17 protein-coding genes and 2 rRNA genes are annotated in these 22,446 nt (G+C 63.6%); 10 read left to right on the forward strand and 9 right to left on the reverse strand.

Annotated elements, in window-relative coordinates:
* The first annotated feature begins 394 nt into the window (after positions 1-394).
* A complete protein-coding gene (gene rsmD / locus AOG28_RS11970) occupies positions 395-1,072 on the forward strand; it encodes a 16S rRNA (guanine(966)-N(2))-methyltransferase RsmD (protein WP_054556543.1) in 678 nt (225 codons plus the stop codon).
* 182 nt (positions 1,073-1,254) lie between these two features.
* Entirely contained in the window at positions 1,255-1,515 is a 261-nt protein-coding gene (gene zapB / locus AOG28_RS11975; RefSeq protein WP_054556544.1) for a cell division protein ZapB, read from the forward strand.
* 194 nt (positions 1,516-1,709) lie between these two features.
* Here the strand turns inward: zapB and AOG28_RS11980 are convergent, their stop codons facing one another.
* From AOG28_RS11980 to prfB, 6 genes are all read right to left on the reverse strand, one after another.
* Positions 1,710-2,228, reverse strand: coding sequence for a GNAT family N-acetyltransferase (locus tag AOG28_RS11980; protein ID WP_054556545.1), 519 nt, complete (start codon positions 2,226-2,228; stop codon positions 1,710-1,712).
* A complete protein-coding gene (locus tag AOG28_RS11985; RefSeq protein WP_054556546.1) occupies positions 2,225-3,196 on the reverse strand; it encodes a hypothetical protein in 972 nt (323 codons plus the stop codon). The genes AOG28_RS11980 and AOG28_RS11985 overlap by 4 nt, the downstream gene beginning before the upstream one ends.
* 2 nt (positions 3,197-3,198) lie before the next feature.
* Entirely contained in the window at positions 3,199-3,510 is a 312-nt protein-coding gene (locus AOG28_RS11990) for a BolA family protein (protein ID WP_054556547.1), read from the reverse strand.
* Between the two features lie 205 nt (positions 3,511-3,715).
* Positions 3,716-4,099 (reverse strand): hypothetical protein, encoded by a 384-nt coding sequence (locus AOG28_RS11995; protein WP_043336300.1) that lies wholly within the window; start codon positions 4,097-4,099, stop codon positions 3,716-3,718.
* A 367-nt stretch (positions 4,100-4,466) separates the two neighbouring features.
* Positions 4,467-6,005 carry a lysine--tRNA ligase gene (gene lysS, locus AOG28_RS12000; RefSeq protein WP_054556548.1) on the reverse strand — a complete coding sequence of 513 codons (1,539 nt, stop codon included), beginning with the start codon at positions 6,003-6,005 and terminating at the stop codon, positions 4,467-4,469.
* Positions 6,006-6,169: 164 nt separating this feature from the next.
* Positions 6,170-7,268 (reverse strand): peptide chain release factor 2 gene (gene prfB / locus AOG28_RS12005; RefSeq protein ID WP_107335890.1). Its coding sequence is split into 2 segments (ribosomal slippage): positions 6,170-7,192 and positions 7,194-7,268, totalling 1,098 coding nucleotides; the frame shifts between segments, so codons are not numbered across the junction.
* A gap of 417 nt (positions 7,269-7,685) precedes the next feature.
* Here prfB and AOG28_RS12010 point away from each other — a divergent pair.
* The 6 genes from AOG28_RS12010 (at position 7,686) to AOG28_RS12035 (ending at position 16,202) form a co-directional block, all read left to right on the forward strand.
* Complete coding sequence (locus AOG28_RS12010) at positions 7,686-9,311, forward strand: peptide ABC transporter substrate-binding protein (RefSeq protein WP_054556549.1); 1,626 nt, start codon at positions 7,686-7,688, stop codon at positions 9,309-9,311.
* Between the two features lie 150 nt (positions 9,312-9,461).
* Positions 9,462-11,099, forward strand: a complete 1,638-nt coding sequence (locus AOG28_RS12015; RefSeq protein WP_160317876.1) for a peptide ABC transporter substrate-binding protein — start codon at positions 9,462-9,464, stop codon at positions 11,097-11,099.
* 59 nt (positions 11,100-11,158) lie between these two features.
* On the forward strand, positions 11,159-12,085 hold the full coding sequence (gene oppB / locus AOG28_RS12020; RefSeq protein ID WP_043337152.1) for an oligopeptide ABC transporter permease OppB: 927 nt from the start codon (positions 11,159-11,161) through the stop codon (positions 12,083-12,085).
* Between the two features lie 14 nt (positions 12,086-12,099).
* Positions 12,100-13,023, forward strand: coding sequence for an ABC transporter permease (locus AOG28_RS12025; protein ID WP_054556550.1), 924 nt, complete (start codon positions 12,100-12,102; stop codon positions 13,021-13,023).
* 147 nt (positions 13,024-13,170) lie between these two features.
* On the forward strand, positions 13,171-14,766 hold the full coding sequence (locus tag AOG28_RS12030; RefSeq protein WP_054556570.1) for an ABC transporter ATP-binding protein: 1,596 nt from the start codon (positions 13,171-13,173) through the stop codon (positions 14,764-14,766).
* A 353-nt stretch (positions 14,767-15,119) separates the two neighbouring features.
* Positions 15,120-16,202 (forward strand): porin, encoded by a 1,083-nt coding sequence (locus AOG28_RS12035; RefSeq protein ID WP_160317877.1) that lies wholly within the window; start codon positions 15,120-15,122, stop codon positions 16,200-16,202.
* A gap of 184 nt (positions 16,203-16,386) precedes the next feature.
* On the opposite strand, the gene AOG28_RS12040 is transcribed toward AOG28_RS12035, so the two are convergent.
* Positions 16,387-17,640 (reverse strand): OmpP1/FadL family transporter, encoded by a 1,254-nt coding sequence (locus AOG28_RS12040; protein WP_234368086.1) that lies wholly within the window; start codon positions 17,638-17,640, stop codon positions 16,387-16,389.
* Positions 17,641-18,083: 443 nt separating this feature from the next.
* On the opposite strand from AOG28_RS12040, the gene AOG28_RS12045 reads away from it, so the two are divergent.
* Positions 18,084-18,539 carry a MerR family DNA-binding protein gene (locus AOG28_RS12045; RefSeq protein ID WP_054556553.1) on the forward strand — a complete coding sequence of 152 codons (456 nt, stop codon included), beginning with the start codon at positions 18,084-18,086 and terminating at the stop codon, positions 18,537-18,539.
* A gap of 257 nt (positions 18,540-18,796) precedes the next feature.
* Positions 18,797-21,382 (forward strand): heavy metal translocating P-type ATPase, encoded by a 2,586-nt coding sequence (locus AOG28_RS12050; RefSeq protein WP_054556571.1) that lies wholly within the window; start codon positions 18,797-18,799, stop codon positions 21,380-21,382.
* A 582-nt stretch (positions 21,383-21,964) separates the two neighbouring features.
* On the opposite strand, the gene rrf is transcribed toward AOG28_RS12050, so the two are convergent.
* Together rrf and AOG28_RS12060 are read right to left on the reverse strand one after the other, a co-directional pair.
* A 5S ribosomal RNA gene (gene rrf / locus AOG28_RS12055) occupies positions 21,965-22,080 on the reverse strand.
* Positions 22,081-22,218: 138 nt separating this feature from the next.
* Positions 22,219-22,446, reverse strand: a 23S ribosomal RNA gene (locus AOG28_RS12060); the annotation flags it as partial.

Below are 22,446 nucleotides of genomic sequence, written 5' to 3' on the forward strand. Positions count from 1 at the left end.
CTCGGCTTCAGCTTCGGCCTTCTGCTCTTCGAGCTTCTGAGCCTCGGCCTGCTGCTCTTCGGCCTTCTGAGCCTCGACCCGAGCCGCCTCTTCACCGGCAAGGCGCTCTGCCTCTACCTTCTCGGCCTCGAGACGCTTCGCCTCGAGCCGCGCTGCCTGCTCGGCATCGGCTTGCTCGTGGGGCGTGGCGTCTTGTGTCTGTTCAAGAGCCTGTTGCTCGAGGGCCTGCTGCTCGGAGGCTTTCTGCTCCTGAGCCTTGTGTTTCTTGCGCTTGAAAAAACCGAACATGGCGAGACAGTCCTGAACTCGTGAAAGTGGCGTCATCCTACCATCCCTTCGGGGCTGAAGGTACGCACCGCGCGGCATCCGGCGTCGCACATGCTAGACTCGCGGCATGAAAAAACGCGCATCCTCCCAAGGCCCCGCACGGGGCAAATCCAACGCGCCCTCGCGCGCTGACAAACAGAGCGGCAAGCGTGGCCAGGCCGCCGGCGGGCCAGGTCGCCTGCGCATCATCGGCGGGCGCTTCAAGCGCCGCCTGCTCAACGTGATCGACGCACCGGGTCTGCGCCCGACGCCCGACCGCGTGCGTGAGACGCTCTACAACTGGCTGGGCTTTCATGTCGGCGGCGCCCGCGTGCTTGATCTCTATGCCGGCAGCGGCGCGCTGGGCCTCGAGGCGCTGTCGCGTGAGGCGGCGCATGTCACCTTCGTGGAACGCGACAGCCGCGTCGCGCGTGCGCTCGAGGCCAATCTCGCGACCCTCGCCAACGGCGACAGCCTGCCAACGCAGGTGGTGACCGGCGATGTCCTGCACTGGCTCGAGACGGCCACTCCCGCTGCAGGCGGCATGGATCTGGTGCTGCTCGATCCGCCCTTCCGGCTCGAGCTGGCCGCCGCGAGCTGCGCGCTGCTCGAAGCGCATGGCTGGCTGAGCGATGACGCCATGATCTATCTGGAAGTGGAATCCGGCCTCGACCCCGTGGTGCCCGCCAACTGGCAGCTGCACCGGGAAAGCCGTGCCGGCGACAGTCATGGCCGCCTGTATCGGCGCCATCCGCCCGCCGCCTGAGCCACCTTCCCACTTGTGTCGACTCAGGCGGCGTCGTAGTCTGCCTGCAGGCGGGTATCGCTGCGCCATCCGGCAAGGATTCCCGACATGGCCGATATTCATCGCACCAGCATTTACCGCATACCTTTACCGCCCTCAACGAACCCCCTCGGGCCACGACCGTGACTCGACAAGGAGATAGCATGAGCACCGAACTCTTTACCCAACTTGAGCAGAAAGTCGGCCAGGCCATCGACAGCATCGAGATGCTGAAGATGGAAGTCGAAGAGCTGAAGGAAGAGAACCAGCGCCTGACCGAAGCCAAGACAGGTCAGGGCGAAGAGCTGGAACAGCTGCGCCAGACCAACGCTCAACTGCAGGAAGAGCGTGACCAGTGGGCACAGCGTCTGGAAGCGCTGGTCGCACGCTTCAGCGAGACCGAGAGCGAAACCCAGAGCGCCTGATGCTCCCGCGCGTCCTGCGCGCTGGGCCGCGTGAACATGCACTCTTGAACAATGACTCTTGAACAGGAGCGCTTGAACAAGAGGCCATGAGCAGGGCCTCATGAAAACGCCGCCGACAGGAGACTGTCGGCGGCGTTTTCGTATCGGCACAAGCACAAGGGAAATAGCCGGAGCCCAAGACAGAAGGGCCAGGATCACACCAGCGGCAGCGACATGAGCCAGGCATCTTCTCGCCCGCCATCCGCCAGCGGATAGTAGCCCTTGCGCACTCCATCCCGGGTGAAACCGGCCTTCGCATAGAGGGCAGCGGCGGCGGCATTGCTGGCGCGCACCTCCAGCAGCAGGCGCTCAAGCCCCGAGTCACGTTGCCAGTCATGCGCCTGCGCGATGGCGGCGGCCAAAAGGCGTGCACCGACGCCCTGCCCGCGCTGCGCGGCGTGTACGGTGATCGCCTCGATCTCGGCCTCGAAGGGCCCGCGCGCCAGCACCACGAAGCCGATCAGCTCTGCGGTCGACGCCTCACCGCCCGACGACTCACAGGCCTGCCACCAGGCGCCCAGCACGCAGCGCGCGTCATCGTTGAGCACATCGACCAGCTGTGACTGGCTCAGGCCGTGTGTCTGGCTGGCCTCGATAGCCTCAAGCGCCGTCAGGGTCACTTGCTCATCGGCCAGCTCACGCAGCTCGAGGCGCCGGGCAGCTGACTCGCTCATGAGGCGTCCGTCTGCGGCGATGCCGACTGCCACTCGCGCCCCCAGCGGATCAACAGCGGCCACAGTTTGCGCTTGGCGTCACTGGAGCGCGCCAGCGCCGACAGCGCCGGTCCCTGCCAGACCGGCAGGTTCAGCAGACTGGAGGTCGCCTCGCCGCGCTGGGAAGCGGTGATGCCAAGCACCTCGCGCAGCGTCTCGCTGGCCTCATCGCTGCCGAAGATCAACAGCCGCTCCGGCTGCCAACCATGACGCGCTGGGCCGCTCAGGAAGGCATGCAACCCTTCGCGAGCTTCTTCGAGTGGCGCACTGGCCTTGAGGTTGGGCAACAGCGGCCAGCGGAAGTGGCTGAAGGTGAGCCCTGATGCCGCCTCGATGCCGGCGGCGCGCCACAACGCCTTGAGCAAGGCTTCCCCTTCCAGATGCGGAGCCTCGTCACCGGGCAGCATGATCAACCAGCGCCCTTCCAGCGCCGCCAACTGAACGCTGAAGCGCAGTGGGGGCTTGTCTGCCGCTGGCGGCGTCACTGCCTCATCTGCTGCCGGAGCCTCGGCCGAGACCTGCGTCGGCGGCGTTCCCCACGAGGCGGTGCTGCTGGTCTCGGCAGCGCCGGGCGTCGGCGAGGCAGCCGCAGCGGGGGCTTCGACCGCCGCCGGCGCCATGCCCAGCAAGGCGCGTGCACTCGAGGCCGGAGAAGGCCCTGCCGGGCGTGGTGAAGCGCTGCAGGCCATACCGCCAGCCTGAGCAGAGGAGCCATGACTGGCATCCGCCGTCTGGTGGGCAGCAGGCGGACGCGGCGCCTCATCGATCAGCGCGTGCAGGCGCGCCTGGGGCGCGACCGCCTCCGCCGCTTGCGGCTCGGGCCAGTCACACGCCTGGGTGGGCAAGGCATTGGGTAGCTGATAGCGACCGACCCAGGCAGTCAGTCCCATCGCGTCCAGATATTGCAGGCGTTGCGGTTCAGGGGTCATGGTCAGTGCTTGCCGCCGCCCAGACAGTTGGGGGAATCCGGAATCTTGCCGCCGCGTGCCGCCCACTCCTGCGCGGTGTACAGGTGCAGTGCCAGTGCATGCACCGGGCCATCCAGCTCTTCGCTGAGCAAGGCATACAGCTGCTGGTGACGCTTGACCCGCGACAGGCCGCTGAAGCGATCGCTGACCAGCGTGACCTTGAAGTGGGTCTCGGAGTTGGCCGGCACGCTATGCATATGGCTCTCGTTGACGACTTCGACCATCAACGGGTCAAGCGTCGCGAGCTTGGTGTCTATCTGGGTCTGGATGCTCATGCGCAATCTCCTTGAAGGGGGGAAGCCGCACGACGGACATGCGGAAAATTGAGGGTGACGATGCGATCGCCACAACGCAAATGGCCTCGGGCATTTTGCCCGAGGCCATTGTAGCGTCTGTCGCCATCACTGACAGTCATTGCTGACGGCGCTGGCTGACAGCTCTTGCAGAAAGTGCGGCGACGACGGCCATCATGCCGAAGAGTCAGTCCAGATCGGCCAGCAGCTCGTCATCGACTTCGCTGACTTCCAGCGGTGCCTCGTCGTCCAGGTCGACCGCCAGATAGCTGTGCTCGACGGTCAGGAAGCGCTCGAAGAGTGCCTTGTCCATCGGCTCCGGCCAATGACGGGTATCTTCTTCCCAGGCGCGCAGCTCGCTTTCCAGCACGTCCAGCCAGCGCTCGGAGACGAAGCCATCCAGCGCCTCACGCGTGTCCATCTCGGGAATCAGGTAGACGGTGCTCTCCTGATTGACATCCTCCAGCGCCAGATCCTCGCCTCCCTCGCCTTCGGATTCCAGCGAGTTGATCCAGTCGACAAACGCCTGGGTCGGCTTGACGCTCAGGGCGGAACGGTTAAGCAGCTTCATTCTGCACTCTCCAGGACATTCAGGGACAATTCCGAGACAGGACACACCGTGGATGGCAGCGCCGCTCATCGAGCAGGCACGCGATGCGGGTGAGCCTCGAGGCGTCCAGCGCGTCACCCTGGCAGTGCCAGGGCGCCAGCAGACTGGACGCCGACCATTATGGCCGCTCGCGGGCAACAAAGCCAAGCGCCACCTTGCCTCATCGGCACCGATCATGCCCCGCGAGGCACTCCTCGTCAGTCATTCGTGTGAGGCAGAGACCACAACGCCCCCGATCAGGGATCGGAGGCGTTGTGGGTGCCATCAGCGTGGCCCGTCACGATGGCGCATCACACTGACGCATCATGAGGGGCTGGCGGCCGGCTGCTCAGCCCTGCTGCGGACGCATGGCCGGGAACAGCAGCACGTCGCGGATGGAGGCGCTGTCGGTCAGCAGCATCACCAGACGGTCGATGCCGATGCCTTCACCGGCGGTCGGCGGCATGCCGTATTCCAGCGCGCGCACGTAGTCGGCGTCGTAGAACATGGCTTCGTCATCCCCGGCGTCCTTCTCGGCAACCTGGGCCTGGAAGCGTTCGGCCTGATCTTCGGCGTCGTTGAGCTCCGAGAAGCCATTGGCGATCTCGCGGCCACCGACGAAGAACTCGAAGCGATCGGTCACGTGCGGGTTGGCATCGTTGCGACGCGCCAACGGGCTGACTTCGGCCGGATATTCGGTGATGAAGGTCGGCTGGTCGAGACGGTGCTCGGCGACTTCCTCGAAGATCTCGGTCTCGAGCTTGCCCAGACCCCAGATCGGCTTGACCTGGATACCGAGACGCTCCGCCGTGGCGCGCGCGGCGTCGTAATCGGCCAGGTCGGCTTCGGTGATGCCATCGCCGTACTTGATGATCGACTCGCGCATGGTCATCTGGATGAACGGCTGGCTCAGGTCGTACTCGCTGCCCTGACAGGTGATCTGCGTGGTGCCGAGCACTTCCTGGGCGGCAGTCCGGATCATGTCCTCGGTGAGCGCGATCAGGTCACGGTAGTCCGCGTAGGCCCAGTAGAACTCGAGCATGGTGAACTCGGGGTTGTGACGCGTCGACAGCCCTTCGTTGCGGAAGTTGCGGTTGATCTCGAACACGCGCTCGAAGCCACCCACCACCAGACGCTTGAGGTACAGCTCCGGCGCGATGCGCAGGTACATTTCCATGTCCAGCGCATTGTGGTGCGTGATGAACGGACGTGCGGTCGCGCCACCCGGAATTTGCTGCAGCATCGGCGTCTCGACTTCCATGAAGCCGCGATCGCTGAGGAAGCGACGGATGGAGGCGACGATGCCGGCACGCAGCGCGAAGGTGCGGCGTGACTGCTCGTTCATGATCAGGTCGACATAACGCTGGCGATAGCGCATTTCCTGATCGGACAGACCGTGGAACTTGTCCGGCAGCGGACGCAGGTTCTTGGTCATCAGCTGGGCGCTTTCGATCATGACGTACAGATCGCCCTTGCCGGATTTGTGCACCGGACCACTGGCACCGACGATGTCTCCGATATCCCAGCTCTTGATGTCCTCGAGCAGCGCTTCCGGCAGGCCCTTCTTGTCGACGTAGAGCTGAATCTGGCCGGAGACTTCCTGCAGCACGATGAAGGGGCCACGTTTGCGCATGATACGCCCGGCGACGGCGGCCTTGCGGTCCAGCGTCTCCAGCTCGGCCTTGTCCTTCTCGCCCAGCTCTTCCATCAGGTCAGCGGCGAGGCTGTCGCGACGGAAATCATTCGGGAAGGCACTCTTGCCTTCGGCGGCGGCCTGCTCGCGGCGGGCGTTCAGCTTGGCGCGACGTTCGGCGATCAGGCGGTTCTCTTCCTGAGCCTGTTCGGCGGCCTGCTGCTCATCAATGGCGGGGGTCTGCTCTGTCGACATGGAGGGGCCTGTCTCGTGTCAAAGGGTCATGGCCTGGGCCACGACAGATCATGATCAGCCTGACGATTGTGACCATCAGGGCTGACCGCGATACGGGGATTCGTGGCCTCCGCCGGCGAGACCGGCGGAGGCGAATAGGCGCTGGGCCGCGAGGGTACTCGCGCTCAGAGCCCCATCTTGAGGCTGGCGACGATGAAGTCATCGAGGTCGCCGTCGAGCACCTTGTCACAGTTGCTCGACTGGACGCTGGTCCGCAGGTCCTTGATGCGCTGGTCATCGAGGACGTAGGAGCGGATCTGGCTGCCCCAGCCGATATCGGACTTGGAGTCCTCGAGTTCCTGCTTGGCGGCGTTGCGCTTCTGCATCTCGGCTTCGTAGATACGCGCCTTCAGCATCTTCATGGCGCGGTCACGGTTGGAGTGCTGGCTACGCTCGGTTTGGCAGGCCGCCACGATGCCTGTCGGCACGTGGGTGATACGTACCGCGGAGTCCGTGGTGTTGACGTGCTGACCACCGGCGCCGGAGGAGCGATAGGTATCGGTGCGCAGGTCGGCCGGATTGATGTCGATCTCGATGTTGTCATCGATTTCCGGCGACACGAACACGGACGCGAACGAGGTGTGACGACGGCCGCCGGAGTCGAAGGGACTCTTGCGGACCAGACGATGCACGCCAAGCTCGGTGCGCAGCCAACCGAAGGCGTAATCGCCCTCGACGTGGATGGTCGCGGACTTGATGCCGGCGACTTCACCGGCGCTCGCCTCGACGATCTCGGTCTTGAAACCGTGATGCTCGGCCCAGCGCAGGTACATGCGCAGCAACATGTTGCCCCAATCCTGCGCTTCGGTACCGCCGGAGCCTGCCTGGATGTCGAGGTAGGCGTTGTTGGCGTCCATCTCACCCGAGAACATGCGGCGGAACTCGAGCTTCTCGAGACTGGCCTTGAGCTGGTCCAGCTCGCGGACGACTTCGTCCACGGTGCCTTCGTCCTCTTCCTCGACCGCCATTTCCAGCAGGTCGGAGCAGTCGGACAGACCGTTGCTCATGTCGTCGAGGGTCTTGACGACCAGCTCCAGCGACGCACGTTCCTTGCCGAGCTTCTGCGCGTAGTCCGGGTCATTCCAGACATCCGGATTCTCGAGCTCGCGAGTGACTTCCTCTAGCCGATCCTGCTTTTCGGCATAGTCAAAGGTACCCCCTCAGGACTTCTGCCCTTTCGGACAGGTCCTTGATGAGGTTGGTGATCGGATTGATCTCTTGCATGGTCGTCCTGTCTTGAGGCGATGATGCGTGAATGGGCGCGCGACAAACCTGTCTGTATCGACACTCCGCGAGACTTCGGCAAAAGCCGCACCTGCAGATGGGTAGCGCGCAAAGCCCAATATTGTAGCCATTTCCCTGCGTGGCGACCATGCCCGGCCCATCATCCGTGGCCAGCGGGCAAGCGACGGCTCTCGGCTGCCAGGCATGCCGCCCATCAGCGGGCAGGCGGCGAATACGACCAAAGTCATTCAAAGGGCCGTCAGCCCCGAATGGCCCGATTTTCCACGCCTTGCATGACGTTTATCGAATGCATGCATAAGCCATCCATTTTTTAACATGGACAGCGGGCAGGAAAAGATTCGATGGTAGAAGGCGACACTCGTATTACCCCTAACAACAATAGCGAGCCTCCCTATCATGGCACGACTGCACTCCCCCTCTCACACCCCGGCGCTCCCCGGACGCTTCGCGCTCAAACGCCTGGCAGGTTCTCTGCTGCTGGCCGGGGGCATCGTTGCCTCCCAGGGCATCATGGCCGACACGCTCAAGCTGGCGATCATGGGTGAACCGGCCTCGCTGGACCCGCAGCAGATCTCCGGCACCTGGGAAAATGACGTGGTGGGTGACCTCTTCGAGGGCCTGGTCACCGAAGCCGCCGATGGCGAGCGCATCCCCGGCGCGGCCGAGTCGTGGCAGATTTCCGACGATGGCAAGACCTACACCTTCACGCTACGCGAGGACGGCAAGTGGTCAGACGGTGAGCCGGTGACCGCCGAGGACTTCGTGTACGCGCTCAAGCGCATCATGACACCGGAAAATGCCTCGGATTACGCCTACATCCTGTATCCGATCAAGAACGCCAAGGCCATCAACAGCGGCGAGGCCGAGCCGGACACCCTCGGCGTGCGTGCCGTGGATGACCACACCCTCGAGATCACCCTCGAGCGCCCGACGCCCTACTTCCTGGATCAGCTGTCTCACTACACCGCCTACCCGCTGCCGAAACATGTGGTGGAGAAGTACGGCAAGGACTGGACCGACCCCGGCAAGATGGTCTCCAACGGTGCCTTCGAGCTGAGCGAGTGGCAGCCGCAGACCCGCATCGTCGCGCTCAAGAATCCTGAGTTCCACGATGCCAGGGAGGTCGCGCTGGATGAGGTGATCTACTACCCCATCGAGGAGCGCAACAGCGCCCTGAAGCGCTTCCGCGCCGGCGAGATCGACATCGCGCGCGAATTCCCGACCCAGCAATACGGCTGGCTGAAGGACAACCTGCCGGAAGCCACCCACGTCGCGCCCTACCTGGGCATCTACTACTACGTGCTCAACTCGCGCGATGGCCATGCCACGGCAGACCCGCGCGTGCGCGAGGCGCTCAACCTCTCCATCCGCCGCAACATCATTACCGACAAGATTCTCGGCACCGGCGAAGTGCCGGCCTACAGCTTCGTGCCCACCGGCGTGAACCATTACGACATCCAGGAGATGGCCTTCAAGGACATGTCGATGGATGAGCGCATGCAGAAGGCCAGGTCCCTGATGGAAGACGCCGGCTATGGCCCGGACAATCCGCTGGAGCTGACCCTGCGCTACAACACCAGCGAAGACCACAAGAAGGTGGCCATCGCCGCCGCCGCGATGTGGAAGCCGCTGGGCGTGAAGGTCAATCTGTTGAATGCCGAAGTCGCGGTGCACTACGAGGACATGCGCCAGGGCAAGTTCGATGTCGGCCGTGCCGGCTGGATCGGCGACTACAACGACGCCCAGAACTTCCTCAACCTGCTGGAAAGCGGCGTGCCCAACAACTACGGCGCCTATTCCAACAGTGCGCTGGATGACGACATGCACAAGGCCGCCAATACGCTCGACATGGAGGATCGCGAGGCACTGATGCAGGACGCCGAGCGCAAGGCGCTGGATGACTACGCCGTGCTGCCGATCTACTACTACGTGTCGCGCAATCTGGTGAACCCCAAGCTCAGCGGCTGGAAGAACAACATCGAGGATACCCACCGCTCGCGCTGGGTCTCGTTCTCCGAGTGAGGCGAGCCCTGTGAGCCTCTGAGCTGGCTCGCCGCTCTCTAGATCGTCATGGGTCCACGCTCGTGTCCGTCAGGGCAGGAGCGTGGCATCTGCCAAGGATGGCACCAGAAGATGACGTCGCGCCCCACGGGCGTGACAAGGAGTTCATGCATGTCCCCCACCTCACCGATGCAATGCGCGGCAAGCCTCAGCGCAGGCCTGCTGCTGTCCGTTCTTTCCCTCTCCCTTGGCGCTTCCGGCAGCGCCATGGCCGCAGCATCCACCAGCCAGAGCGAGCAGATCCTGCGTATCGCCAATGGCGCCGAACCCGGCTCGCTGGACCCGCAACAGACCAACGGCACCTGGGAGACACGCATCACGCGTGATCTGTTCGAACCGCTGATCGCCTACTCCGCCGATGGCGAGCTGATTCCCGGGCTGGCAGAGCGCTGGGAGTCGTCCGCCGATGGGCTGAGCTGGACCTTTCATCTGCGCGAGGGGCTCGAATGGTCAGACGGCACGCCGTTGACCGCCGAGGATGCCGTCTTCGCGCTGCGCCGCCTGCTGACACCCGCCACCGCGGCCCACAACGCCACGCTCTACTACCCGATCGTCAATGCCCGCGCGGTGAATACCGGTGCGCTGGCACCGGAGCAACTCGGCGTGGCCGCGCCCGACGCGCAGACGCTCACCATCACTCTCAGCCACCCTTCGGCGACGCTGGAGCAGACGCTGGCGATGAGCGAAGCCGCCCCGCTGCCACGCCATGTGATCGCGGCCAAGGGCACTGACTGGACGCGGCCGGCCAACATGGCTACCTCGGGTGCCTTCGTGCTCAAGACCTGGTCGCCCCAGGCCGAGATTCGCCTGACGCCCAATCCGCGCTATCACGCGGCGGACACGGTCGCGCTCGATGAGGTGGTCTACCTGCCCATCGAGGAGAGTCATGCCGCGCTCAATCGCTTCCGCGCAGGCGAGGTCGAGATCGCCTATGGTGTGCCCGCCAGCCATTACACCTGGATCCAGGACAATCTGGCCGCTGCCCTGCAGACCTACCCGATCCTCGGCGAGTACTTCTATGTCTTCAATCTGCGCGAGGGCTCGCCGGTGGCCGACCAGCGCATACGTCGCGCGCTGAATCTGGCCACGCGCCGTGAGGTGATCACCGAGCGCATTCTCGGCATGGGCCAGATTCCCTCCTGGCACTTCGTGCCGAAGGCATTGGGTGAGCATCAGGGCGCGCGCTTCGATTTCGCTGACTGGTCGATGGACCGGCGCATGGCGAAGGCGCGCGAACTGATGGCAGACGCGGGCTACGGCCCGGATACCCCGCTTGAGCTGACCCTGCGCTACAACACCCTGGAAGACCACAAGAAGATCGCCGTGGCCCTGGGGGCGATGTGGAAGCCGCTGGGCGTGAAGGTGACGCTGACCAACACCGAGGCCGCGGTGCATTACCGCGATCTGGCGCTGGGCGATTTCGAGGTCGGCCGTTACGGCATAATCGCCACCATCGCCGATGCCTACGACTTCCTGAACGCCTTCAGCAGCGACAACACCTCCAACGCGCCCGGGCTCAGCTCGCCGACCTACGATGCGCTGATCGAGGCGGCGGCGCGTGAAGGAGACGTCGGCACCCGCCAGCGCCAGCTCCACGACGCCGAGCAGTATCTGCTCGACAACGATGTGGTGCTGCCGCTCTACGACTATGTCACCTCCAGCCTGGTCGACCCCGCCATCAGCGGCTGGGCGCCCAATGCGCTGGACGTGCACCCGAGTCGCTATCTGCAGCTCGATACCTCGCACTGACAGACGACAGTCACCAATAACAACGACACACCCGGGCAGCGGCCCGGACGGAGCACTGGATGCTGAGCTACACCCTCAAACGGTTGCTGCAGGCGATTCCCACCCTGCTGATCGTGATCACCCTGTCGTTCTTCCTGATGCGGGTCGCCCCGGGCGGCCCCTTCGATGGCGAGCGCCGCCTGCCCCCGGAAATCGAGCAGAACCTGCGCGCGGCCTATCACCTGGATGAGCCATTGCCGATGCAGTATCTGCGCTATCTGGGCGATCTGGTGCAGGGCGATCTCGGCCCGTCCTTCAAGTACAAGGACTTCGATGTCAGCGAGCTGATCAGCCAGGGCTTCCCGGCCAGTCTGGAGCTGGGCATGTGGGCGATTCTGGCCGCGCTGCTGATCGGGGTGCCGCTGGGGGTGATCGCGGCCATCCGGCGCAACTCGACGGCAGATTACGTGGTGATGAGTACTGCGCTGGCGGGGATCGCGGTGCCCAACTTCGTCATCGCCCCGCTGCTGGCGCTGGTATTCGGCGTGCTGCTCGGCTGGTTGCCGGCCGGCGGTTGGAACGGTGGCGCCTGGCAGAACCTGCTGCTGCCGGTGGTGGCGCTCTCCATCCAGCAGATCGCCTACATCGCCCGCATGATGCGCGCCAGCATGATCGAGGTACTCGGCAGCCACTACATCCGCACCGCCCGCGCCAAGGGGCTGAGCGAGTGGAAGGTGATTCTGCGCCATGCATTGCGACCGGCGATGCTGCCGGTGGTCTCGTACCTCGGCCCGGCCATCGCCGGCATCATCACCGGCTCGGTGGTGATCGAGCAGATCTTCGGTATCCCCGGCATCGGCCGCTATTTCGTGCAGGGTGCGCTCAATCGTGACTACACCCTGGTGATGGGCACGGTGGTCTTCTATGGCGCCTTGATCCTGCTGCTCAACCTGATCGTCGATCTGCTTTACAGCATGCTCGACCCGCAGATCCGCTACGACGACTGACCCGAGGCCCTGACATGTCACAGACAACTCCCGCTCCCCACGGCACCGGCGGTGCCAGTGCCTTCGACGGCCAGCCTCCTGCCGCGCCGGCAGGCGACAGCCTGACCCGCGACGCCTGGCGTCGCCTCAAGCAGAACCGCGCTGCCATGTGCAGCCTGGTGGTGATGGCCGTCATCGTGCTGGCCTGCCTGATCGGCCCGTGGCTGACGCCCTTCGAACTCGATGAAGTCGACTGGAACGCCATCGGCACCGGTCCGGACCTGGCCTCCGGCCACGCCTTCGGCACCGACGTCAACGGCCGCGACCTGCTGACCCGCACCCTGCATGGCGGCCAGATCTCGCTGTCGGTGGCGCTGGTCGCCACCTTCGTCAGCCTGGTGATCGGCGTGCTCTATGGCGCCGTCTCCGGCTACTTCGGCGGACGCACCGACAACCTGATGATGCGCTTCGTCGACATCATGTATTCGCTGCCGTTCATGTTCCTGGTGATCCTGCTGATGGTGGTGTTCGGTCGCAACATCTTCCTGATCTACGCCGCAATCGGCGCGGTGGAGTGGCTGGACATGTCGCGCATCGTGCGCGGCCAGGTGCTGGCGCTCAAGAAGCGTGAATTCGTGGAGGCGGCTCATGCACTGGGCGTGCGCGACCTGCAGGTGGTCACCCGCCATCTGATCCCCAATGCGCTGGGGCCGGTGATCGTCTACGTCACGCTGACGGTACCCAAGGTCATCCTGCTGGAAAGCTTCCTCTCGTTCCTCGGTCTCGGCGTGCAGGAACCGCTGACCTCGTGGGGCGTGTTGATCTCCGAGGGCAAGGACATGATGGAGACCGCCCCCTGGATGCTGCTGGTGCCCTCGGCCTTCCTCGCCGCGACCCTGTTCTGCCTCAACTTCCTCGGCGATGGGCTGCGTGACGCCCTCGACCCCAAGACTCGCTGAACCGGAGCGCTGATCATGACTTCTTCACCCTCTACCTCCGGCACCTCCTCCAGCCTGCCGCCAGCACGCAACGCCGCCGACCAGGCACGCGCCGACACCCTGACCCGCCTGGGACTGGCCGCCGAGGCGCCGGGCACGCCGCCGCTGATGGAGATCGATGACCTCAAGGTCGACTTCCAGCTGCCGGACGGCGCGGTACCCGCCGTCAAGGGCGTCAGCTTCACCCTCAACAAGGGCGAGACGCTGGCGCTGGTCGGCGAGTCCGGCTCCGGCAAGTCGGTCACATCCACCGCCATCCTGCGCCTGCTGCCGGAACTCGCCGAGATCAAGGGCGCCATCCGCCTGCGCGGCGAAGACCTGCTGAGTGCCTCCACGCGGCGCATGCGCGAGCTGCGCGGCAATCGCATCGCCACCGTCTTCCAGGAGCCGATGACCTCGCTCAATCCGCTGCACCGCATCGGGCGCCAGATCATCGAGGTACTGGCACTGCATCGTGACCTCAAGGGCCGCGCGGCCCGCCACAAGGCGCTGGAACTGCTCGAGCAGGTCGGCATTCCGGAGCCGGCGCGACGTATCGACAGCTATCCCCACGAGCTGTCCGGTGGCCAGCGTCAGCGCGTGATGATCGCCATCGCGCTGGCCTGCGAGCCGGACCTGCTGATCGCTGATGAGCCGACCACCGCGCTGGATGTCACGGTGCAGGCGCAGATCCTGCGGCTGCTCAAGTCGCTGCAGCAGCGCTACGGCATGGCGATCCTGTTCATCACCCACGACCTGAGCATCGTGCGCCACTTCGCGGACCGCGTCTGCGTGATGCGTCACGGCGAACTGCTGGAAACCGGCGCCACCCACGACGTCTTCGAGAGCCCGCAGCATGCCTACACCCGCATGCTGATCGATGCCGAACCGGCCGGCGAGAAGGCACCGGTGGCCGCGGATGCGCCGGTGCTGCTGTCGGCGCGCGATGTGCGTGTCAGCTTCACCATCAAGCGTCCGCTGTTCGGGCCCAAGGTCGCCTTCGAAGCGGTGCGCGGCATCGATCTCGAGGTGCGACGCGGCCAGACCATCGGCATCGTCGGCGAGTCCGGCTCCGGCAAGTCGACGCTGGGGCGCGCCCTGCTGCGCCTGCTCAAGAGCCAGGGCCAGATCAGCTTCGATGGCGTCGATATCATGCCGCTGGACAAGTCAGGCATGCGCCCCTTGCGCTCGCGCATGCAGGTCGTCTTCCAGGACCCCTTCGGCTCCCTGTCGCCACGCCTGACCGTGGGCGAGATCATCAGCGAAGGTCTGCGCGTGCATCACCCCGAGCTCAAGCGCGCCCAGCGCGATGCGCGGGTCTGCGACGCCCTGAGCGAGGTCAGCCTCGACCCCGGCATGCGCAATCGCTATCCGCATGAATTCTCCGGTGGTCAGCGCCAGCGCATCGCCATCGCCCGTGCCCTGGTGCTCAAGCCGGAATTCCTGCTGCTGGACGAGCCGACCTCGGCGCTGGACCGCTCGGTACAGGTCACGGTGATCGACCTGCTGCGCGACCTGCAGGCGCGCCACGGCCTGACCTATCTGTTCATCAGCCATGACCTGGCGGTCGTACGTGCGCTGTCAGATCACCTCATCGTGATGAAGGAAGGCGAGGTGGTGGAAAGCGGCAGCACCCACGCCATCTTCGAGGCACCCCGTGAGCGTTATACGCGTGAATTGATGCAGGCCGCCTTCGCCCCGGACCTGGGCCAGACGCACCACTGACACCCTGAAAAGACGACATGCCTGATGGGCGCTGCGGCGCCCATCAAGACCCCGCTTTGCCTGAGAAAAGGCGCAGGGCCTCATCACTGCCTGTCTGAAGGGTGGCGATGAGCGCCCGGCCTCGCCCCGGGCAAGGGCAGCCGAGTCGCTCACACGAATCGGCATTGGCTGCCAACCGGGTGCTTGCACCCGACCGAGGCCGGAGCAGGACGCTCCGGCATGACCCACACCGATGGAAAGACATGCACAGGATGACGATGCAACCTACAACAACAGCCAGCATCCCCCTTCACACTCACTCACGACTGCGTCACGCGATTGGCGCAGCCCTGCTCGGCACGGGACTGCTGAGCATGAGCCCCATGGCCCAGGCCATCGAGGTCTACAAGACGGATACCGACCGCGTCGAGTTCAGTGGCCGCCTGGCGGCGTTTGCGGTGATCCAGGATGGCGCACACGATGAGATCTACAACGGCGGCTCGCGGGTGCGCCTGATCCACGAGCATCAGTTCGAGCAGGGCTGGAGCTCCATCATCCGCGCCGAATGGGGCTTCGATCCCTGGTTCAAGGACGGCACCGATGCTCACTACAAGCGCATGCTCTATGCCGGAGCGGCCCACGAGAAATGGGGCAGCTTCACGGTCGGCAAGCAGTATGGCCCCTGGTACGACATGGTGGCCGTCAACACCGACTGGTTCTGGATCAATGGTGGCGAGGCGTCCGGCACCTTCGAAGGCCGCAGCGGTGATGGCGGCCTGCATGGCACGGGGCGGCCGGACAACTCGCTCTACTGGAAGAAGGGCTTCGACGATGTCACTGTCGGCCTGCTCTACCAGCTCGGCCATGATGGCCAGCACAGCAACGAGACCTCACTCTTCGAGGATGGCGTCTTCACCACCGAGACCGAGTATTCAGGGTATGAGCGTGACTACAGCTATGAGGCCGCGCTCAACTGGCACCCGAACGAGGACTTCACGGTAGGCGGGGTCTTCCACCATACGGAGCTGAGCGACTACGAGAGCGGCAACAGCGAGAACGGCGATATCGATGCCTGGCTGCTCGGCGGTCACTGGTCACCGGGCAACTGGTACATCGCCCTCGTCGGCGGGGAATATCGCAACCACATCGCCGGCAGCACTCTGGACTCCTCGAAAGATTTCGTCGACAAGGCGCGCGGCGCGGAATTCGTGGTCAACTACAAGTTCAAGGAGGTCATCTGGGGCGATGACAGTGTCGAGCTCTACGGTGGCTTGAATCACCTGGAGGACGCCGACAGCGAAGCACGCTACGCCTATCAGATTCTGGGCGCGGCCTGGCGGGTCAAGGACCTGACGCTGGCCACCGAATATCGCTTCGACAACAGCCGCCAGTCAGACGGCAGCGAGTACAGCGCCGACCGCGACCAGTTGATGTTCCTGGCGCGTTACGACTTCTGATCGTCATGTCAGACGCTGGTGACGGTTCGCCAATGCTCGCGCTGAGGCGATAGTTCCTCCCTTGCCTGATGAACCCGGCAGGGACGACAAAAACGCCCGGTCATATGACCGGGCGTTTCTGTATCGGTTGTATCGGTTGTATCGGTTGTCCCGAGATCAGCTCAGCACTTCAGCCGCTAGGTACTCAGAAGCGATAGGTCGCGCCGAGACCGAAGCCATGCGCTTCATTCTCGTAATCGGCTTCATAGGTGCCACGGTTGGGCTCGCTCAGGCTGACGGTGGCCGTCTCTTCCCACAGGTAGGTGTAGGCCATGTCGATGGTCAGCTCCGGCATCGGCGTCCAGCCGGCCCCCAGCGAGAAGATGGTGCGATCCCCGGACGGGATACGCGCGCTGCGATGCTCATCCACGGTCGGGCTGTCATCGAAGGCCATACCGGTACGCAGCACCCACTGCGGATTGAGCTGATAGCTCAGACCGACCGCGTACTGCCAGCTATCCTCGTAGCCCTGCTCCTCGACGATGTCGCTCATGTTGTCGACTTCCACCGCGATCTCGTCGAAGCGGCTCCAGTGCACCCAGGTCACGCCCGCCATCAGCGTCCAGCGATCATCCAGCTTGTGCGTCACGGAGAAGTCGATGCTTTCCGGCAAGGTCACGTCCAGCGACGCATCCTGCTCGGTATTCGCGAAGCCCGCGCCAGTGAAGACATTGTTGTACTTGGCCTCGCCGTCCAGGCTGTAATCCACCTTGGAGCGATAGGACAGACCGAGACGGGTACTTTCCACCGGCTGGAAGATGACCCCGACGTTGTAGCCCCAGGCGGCATCGTCGCCCTTGATCTTGACCTTGCCATCGCCTGCGCCGACATCGAGAGTATTCGACGTCAACTCACCCTTGATACTGTTGTAGGTCACACCGGCGCCGATGGCCCACTTGTCATTGATACGGTAGGAGATGGTCGGCTGGGCGGTGACCACCTCGACTTCACTGTAATTGGCGAAATAACGGCCGCGGAAATCAGAACCATAATCGGTGATCACGCCAAAGGGCGCGTAGACCCCGAAGCCCAGTGCTACCCGATCATTCATCGGCTGCACGTAATAGAAGGAAGGCACTGCCGCCCCCGGCACCATGTCACCGTCATCTCCGCCAGAGACTGGCCGACCGAGTGCATCATTCGCGCTGGCGACATCAATATCGGTATTGACGTCCAGATAGGTCACACCGCCGGTGATCTGGGCACGATCCAGGAAGGACATGCCGGCCGGATTGCCGAACACGGTGGAGGCATCATTGGCATTCGAGGCGCGCCCGGCGAAGGAGGTGCCTTGGGTACTGACACTCTGCTCGTTCAGCTGGAAGGCCCCCGCGTGAACGCCACCGGCATAAGCCGTGGCTACCGTTGCCAGAGCGACCCCGAGGGTGAGTTTGTTCATCTTGTTTTTCATTATGGATGGCGTCCCATTGCAGGTGGCTGGAGAGCCGCATGTTGTTGTTATCATTCGTTGATGCATAGCTCTGTCACCTACGTTTTGGGCGAGTCGTGCGTTCAAGTCAAGGGCGAACGTTTGTTTGAATAGGGAGATTTCTAGTATTCAGGGAACTTTCATTCATGTCTGCACTGTCACGTGCTGCTAAACCCATGACCTGACGACGATTTAGTGCCTTGTCGCCAGCGTTTAAAACACGACAGCCCCCTCTACTCCCCCCTCTAGCCTATTGGTCGAACATCAGCTTTTTCGTATGTATCGGCTCGCTTGACCTATGTGCAACACATAAGTCTTACACTGATGATCAGTCACGGAACATTGGCTGCCGACAGACCTTCAGGGCAGCCGAATGCTCTCTCCGCCACTCTTGATCACCAGGAGATGATGCAATGAAAGTCGCCGAACTGGCCCGCGCAGGGGGCGTCACCGCCGAAACCGTTCGCCATTACACGCGCCAGGGGCTGATCACGGCCCGACGTGATCCCGTCAACAACTACCAGCGCTTCGATGAGCAGGCGCTGGTACGCCTCAAATTCATCAGTCAGGCACGCCAGCTGGGCTTCAGTCTTGCCGACATCAAACAGATTCTCGAGCAGGCGGACCAGCACGACTCGCCGTGCCCGCTGGTACGTGACCTGCTGCGACAGCACCTGCCGAGAGTGCGCGAGCGCATTCGTGAGCTGGAATCCCTCGCAGAGCGCATGGAGCATGCGCTGGATTGCTGGCAGGACCTGCCGGATGGCGTGCCGGACGGCAACAGCGTGTGCTGTCTGATCGAAGGCTTTCCGCAGGACGTGCCCGACACCGCTTCCACTTCCAAACGCCGCGGCGGGGGGCAATCATGATGGCCACATCACTTCCCGAGACACGCCTTCTGCAGGCGCCAGGCATCCATTGTCAGGGCTGTGTCAGTAGGATTCGTCGTGCCCTGCAGGCGCAGGACCCGCAGGCCGAGTTGCTCGGCGCACCTGACGTAGAGCTGTTGCTGATGCACAGCCAGCTGTCATCCACGGCACTGCAGGAAGTCGCGGACGACTGCGGCTACCCCCTCAAGGAGGAAGCCCTGCCGGAACGCGCCCATCACGATCTGTCGGTGTACGGCATGCACTGCCAGAAGTGCGTCGCCAGATTGCGCGAGGCCATCCAGCACTGGGATGACACCGCGCAAGTCAGTGGCACGCCGAAAGAAGACACTCTCGACGTGGACACCTGTCTGCCGCGCGGGCTGCTCGAGAGAATCATCCTCGAGACGGACTATTCGCTTGAGGCCCCCGCCGAGGAGGATGAAGCTCAAGTCGCGCCGGCTGCTGATACGCCGGCCGTTGCGAGCAAGTCAGGCGCTGCGAACGCGTCAGGTAATGCAAACAAGGCAGCGACTGCGAGCCAGCCAGCCGATAGCACAAGCACCGAGTTCTCACTGTCCGGCGTCACCTGCGCCAGCTGCGTGGCGACGATCCAGAAGGCACTGGATGGCCTGGATGGAGTGGAGCAGGCGCAGGTCAACTTCGCCTCGCGCACCGCCCAGGTCACGAGCCGCCTCGCTCCCGACGAGATCGTCTCTGCCATCGAGGGTGTCGGCTACGGGGCAAGCCTGGTGGAAGACGCGCAGGCCGGTGAGCAGCAACAGCAAGAGGACGCCGAACAGGAATATCGCTCTCGTGTCCGTGACAGCGTGCTGTCACTGGGCATCGGCATCCCCCTGATGATCAGCATGTTCTTCCATCACCCCGGCTTCGAGGGGCTCGAACGCGGGGTGTGGCTGGCGATCGGTGTCGCCGTGCTGGGCGTGCTCGCCACGGCAGGGCGCAGCTTCTTCACCAGCGCCTGGAAGGCCTTCACGCACCATCAGGCCAACATGGATACGCTGGTGGCGCTCGGCACCGGGGCGGCATGGATCTACTCCATGGGCGTGCTGCTGTTTCCCGACAGTGTGCCCCCGGCGGCGCGCGGGCTCTACTTTGAAGCCTCGACCATGATCATCGGCTTGATCAGCCTGGGGCAGGCGCTGGAAGTCCGCGCCCGGGGCCGTACTCAGCAGGCGCTGCGCGCGCTGCTGGATCTGCAGACTCGCACGGCCCGCGTGATCCGCGACGGGGAAGAGCGCGAGATCGATATCAACGAGGTCCGCAGCGGGGACCAGGTGCGCATTCGCCCCGGTGAGCGCATCCCGGTGGATGGCCGGGTCATCGAGGGCCAGAGCCATATTGATGAATCGATGCTCAGCGGTGAGCCGCTGCCCGTGTCACGCGGTATCGGCGACGAGGTAGCCGCCGGCACGCTCAATACGCGTGGCAGTCTGGTCTTCGAGGTCGAGCGAGTCGGTAGCGAGACGCGCCTAGGGCGCATCATCAGCCAGGTGCGTCAGGCGCAGAATTCGCGCCCGCCGATCGGCCGGCTGGCTGACACCATCTCCGGCGTGTTCGTGCCCAGCGTGATGATCATCGCCATCGTCGCGGCGCTGGTGTGGTTCAACTTCGGGCCTGCGCCGACCGGCGTGCATATGCTGGTGGTCGCGACGGCGGTACTCGTCATCGCCTGCCCGTGTGCGCTGGGCCTGGCGACGCCGATCTCGACCATGATCGGGGTCGGCAAGGCGGCGGAACATGGCGTACTGGTACGCAGCGGTGAGGCACTGCAGACCGCCAGTCGCTTGACCGCACTGGTGGTCGACAAGACCGGCACCCTGACGCGCGGCAAGCCGGAAGTCACCGAGGTCTCGCTCCTCGAAGGGGAAGGCGAGGAAACCGTACTGGATGCAGGATATGCACTGGAGCGGGGCTCCGAGCACCCGCTGGCCGCGGCGGTGCTGGCACATATCGAAGCCAGACGCCCCGAAGCCTCGCGCAGCAAGGCCTTCCATGATTACCAGACCATCAGCGGACGCGGCATTCAGGCCCAGGATGATGCAGGGCGCACCTGGCGCATGGGCAACGCTGCCATGCTGGAAGAGGCCGGCATCAGCCTGGCCCCTCTCAGCGAGCAGATCACAGCGCTGGAAGACAATGCGCGCACCTTGATCCTGATGGCCCGCGACGATGAATTGCTCGCCGTCTTCGGCCTGGCCGATCCGCTGCGTGACGATAGCCGCGATGCCATCGCTCGCCTGCATGCCATCGGTCTGAAGGTGATCATGCTGACCGGTGACAACCCTCACACGGCAGCGGCCGTGGCGCGCGAGACCGGTATCGATGATTACCGTGCCGGCGTCTCACCGGATGACAAACACGATGAGATCGCGCGGCTGCAGCAGGAAGGTCATGTAGTGGGCATGGTCGGCGATGGCATCAATGATGCGCCGGCGCTGGCGCTGGCCGATGTCGGCTTCGCGATGGGCGAAGGTACCGACGTTGCCATCGAGACCGCCGGTATCACGTTGATGCAGCCGTCGCTGGGCGGGGTCGCGGATGCGATCGCGATCAGCCAGGCCACCCTGCGCAACATCAAGCAGAACCTGGTGGGAGCCTTCGGCTACAACCTGATCGGCATCCCGATTGCCGCTGGCATCCTCTACCCCTTCACGGGCATGTTGCTGTCGCCGGTCATCGCGGGACTGGCCATGTCCTTGTCCTCGGTCACCGTCGTGACCAATGCCAATCGTCTGCGTCGCTATACGCCCCCGAGCGCAGCTGGATCCGCAACGAGTAACCCCGAGAATACCGCCACCACCTCACAAGGAGCGTCAGCATGATCTGCATGGCCATCAATCTGTTAGGGCTCGGCCTGATCGCCGCCATTGTCTGGTGGTTCTGGCTCGCCAAGTCATGAGACACCCTCCAGGCCTTGCTCTGTAGTCGCTGAAAACGAGCAAGATGATTGCACAAGACAATCGCGAAAGATCATCATTTCAAAGCCCTGTCACATCCTGTGTGGCAGGGCTTTTTTTCGTGACTGTTTCCTGATCAAAAGCGTACCAGACGGCTCTCGCAAGACTCGTACCGAGAGCGCTCATGACATGCCGTCCTGCGGCTCCGAGACCTGGGTCACCCGGCAAGTCCACTGGGGGTAAAGCAGCTGTCGCGAGGACGTGTGGATAGCTCATGCACCCCCTAATCTTGAGTTTTCCACAGCCGCTTTGCTCTTCTTTACCCCGCGTGCCTCTTCTTTATCCCGCTTGATCAAGGTGCCGAGAATGCAAAAACGCCCCTGCCACATCAGTGACAGGGGCGTTTCCTTTGGTCTTCTTTCTGCACAACTTTTGCTCGCACAACTTTTCCTGCGCACAAAGAGAACCGCCCCTGCAGCAAGGCTACAGGGGCGGTTCGGTATAAGTGCCTGACGATGACCTACTCTCACATGGAGAAACTCCACACTACCATCGGCGCTAAGCGGTTTCACTTCCGAGTTCGGCATGGGATCGGGTGGTTCACGCTCGCTATGGTCGTCAGGCGAAACGGTGGCACCTTGCGGTGCCTGAGTCTCGAGGCTTTTGGCCTCGTGACTCGCAATATGAATCATGCTGACCGATATGTCGTCGATCCTGTCGCAATCCCGGCGGTTTGCCTAAGCAAACCCCTTGGGTGTTATATGGTCAAGCCTCACGGGCAATTAGTACTGGTTAGCTCAACACATTGCTGTGCTTCCACACCCAGCCTATCAACCTTGTAGTCTTCAAGGGCCCTTCAGGAGGCGCAAGGCCTCAGGGAAGTCTCATCTTGAAGGGGGCTTCCCGCTTAGATGCTTTCAGCGGTTATCCCGTCCGAACGTAGCTACCGGGCAATGCCATTGGCATGACAACCCGAACACCAGAGGTTC

It is taken from the genome of Cobetia sp. UCD-24C (assembly GCF_001306765.1).
GTDB classification, from domain to species: domain Bacteria; phylum Pseudomonadota; class Gammaproteobacteria; order Pseudomonadales; family Halomonadaceae; genus Cobetia; species Cobetia amphilecti.